General features: G+C 39.1%; 1 protein-coding gene. It reads right to left on the bottom strand.

What is annotated here, in order from left to right; translation table 11 throughout:
* Positions 1–194: 194 nt before the first annotated feature.
* Positions 195–2,361, bottom strand: a 2,167-nt coding sequence (locus ACFX5F_RS16155) for an HYR domain-containing protein (RefSeq protein ID WP_379853053.1), incomplete at its 5' end; no start/stop codon positions are given.

Below are 2,361 nucleotides of genomic sequence, written 5' to 3'. Positions count from 1 at the left end.
AAAAACACGGCAGAAGGTCTGTTAGTGTATTCAAATACGGACTGGATTATTTATCTAGAGTTCTATTAAGTGGATTTAATTTACTAGAAATCAGAATATTTCAGTTTTTGTCATGTAATTAAAATGTTTATATAAAAAAACTCTATCCCTTTTTTAATTGGGATAGAGTTTGCAAACTAATTTTAAAAATGTTTTTATTGTTTTATTACGTTAATAACCTTTTGGTTAACGCCCTGTCTGACTATTATGAGATATTCACCAGAAGGAAGTTCTTCACCAAATTGAATATTTTTTTCATTTGTATTTTCAATTCTTTTTACAATTCTAGCAAGCATGTCATAAATCAGTACTTCTACTTTCTCTTCACTAGCACCTTTAAAAGCTAATTTAAACTGGTGATTAGAAGGATTAGGATAGGCAATTACATTGAAAGGATCAATTTCAATGATTTTTTCCTTACCTATTACAACAGGTCTCAAAAGTTGTCTAGGTTTACAGTCTGCTGTACAAGTTCCCACAAAATCACCATGATTTAAATGCGCTTGTACAGCTGATTCATCCACACATATTTCTTGACATGGATTACTGTTGCTTCCTGTTTTATGACAAATTTTAACTTTCGGATTCCCACTTTTTCCTGCAAAACAACGAACATCCTCTGCCCAGATTTTAACAGTCGAATAAACAACACAACCAAATTTATCTGTGACTTTTGCAGTTATAATCGCATCTGCCATTAGTTTAATTATGATTGAATATGATGATACTAAATTAGCAGTTGATACAGGTGTGGTAGATGGGCAGACATTCCCGGTAGAAGTACCCGAACCACCTGTCCAAGTTTCACTGCCTCCATTCATATTACAAATTAATGGACGACTCAATGTATACTCAATTGTATATGGACCAGTACCTCCGGCAGGTGTTGTAGTTACTGTTGCCAATTGATCTATAGATAATCCAAAATATAATTGCTCGTTGTTCGTGCCAGTAGTTGCAACTAAAGGACTAGTAACGGTTACGTTGAAACTACAAGACGTTGCGTTGCCTGATGAATCTTTCACGGTCCAAACTACGGTTGTTGATCCCTTAGGGAATATAGCCCCAGCTAGCGTTGAAGTATTATTATAATTATTACTTATTGTTGAACTTGCACAATTATCTCCAAAAAAGATTGGATTAAATTCAGAACCTAAAACAGTATAACTACAATTAGCAGTATTAGTACTTTTTAACTTATCACCAACACATGAAATCGTTGGTTTTTGATTGTCGGTTACCGTTACTATTTGTGTGGCGGTAGAGGTATTTCCGCTTCCGTCCGTTACTTTCCAAATTACCGTTGTATTTCCTAAGGCAAATGGCTGAACCGCATTGTTTGTTACACTTGCTATGCTACAGTTGTCTGTTGTAACAGGAATTCCTAATACAACACCCGAAGCGCTACAAATACCAGTATTGGCAAATACGTTTACAGCAGTTGGCGCTACGATAGTAGGTTTTTGATTGTCGGTTACCGTTACTATTTGTGAAGCAGTAGCAGTATTACCACTGCCGTCCGTTACCCACCAAAGTACCGTTGTAGTGCCAAGGACAAATGGCGGAACCGCATTGTTTGTTGCAGGATTAACCGAACAGTTGTCTGCCGTAACCGGAGTGCCTAAAGCAACTCCCGAAGCAGTACACTTCCCAGCATCTGCCACAACACTTACTGCTGAAGGTGCAGTAATCGTTGGGTTCTGATTATCAGTCACCGTTACAGTCTGAGTTTTTGCAATCGCAGTATAACCATTGGCATCCGTCACGTTCCAGGTGATGGTTGTGATTCCAAGAGAAAATAAAGCAGTCAATGCAAGAGCATCGCTTCTTACTCCAGTTGGCGTTCCTACACTACAGTTGTCTGTGGCTGTTGCTACTTCTATTGTAACTGTTGCTCCACATTTGGCCGCATCAGCTGTTTGTGTAATGTTAGCGGCAGCGGTAATAACTGGTTTCTCATTATCGATTACCGTTACAGTCTGAGTTTTTGCAATCGCAGCATTGCCATTGGCATCCGTCACGTTCCAGGTGATAGTTGTTGTTCCAACAGGATATAAAGCAGTCAATGCAAGACCATCATTTCTTACTCCAGTTGGCGTTCCAACATTACAATTATCAGTCGCACTTGCTACAACTACTGTTACTGTTGCGCCACATTTGACGGCATCGGCTGTTTTTATAACATTTGCTGCTGCGGTAATAACGGGGTTCTCTGTATCGCTAACCGTTACCGTGAAGCTATCGCTGTGGGTATTCTTTGAAGCATCCGTTGCGGTATAGGTTATCGTGGTTGAGCCTAATGGGAAGGTTGAACCTGATGCT

Source organism: Flavobacterium zhoui (genome assembly GCF_042787235.1).
In the GTDB taxonomy this organism is placed as follows: Bacteria; Bacteroidota; Bacteroidia; order Flavobacteriales; family Flavobacteriaceae; genus Flavobacterium; species Flavobacterium zhoui.
Note: the sequence above shows the minus strand (reverse complement) of the source record. Positions and strands in the feature narration are given on the sequence as shown.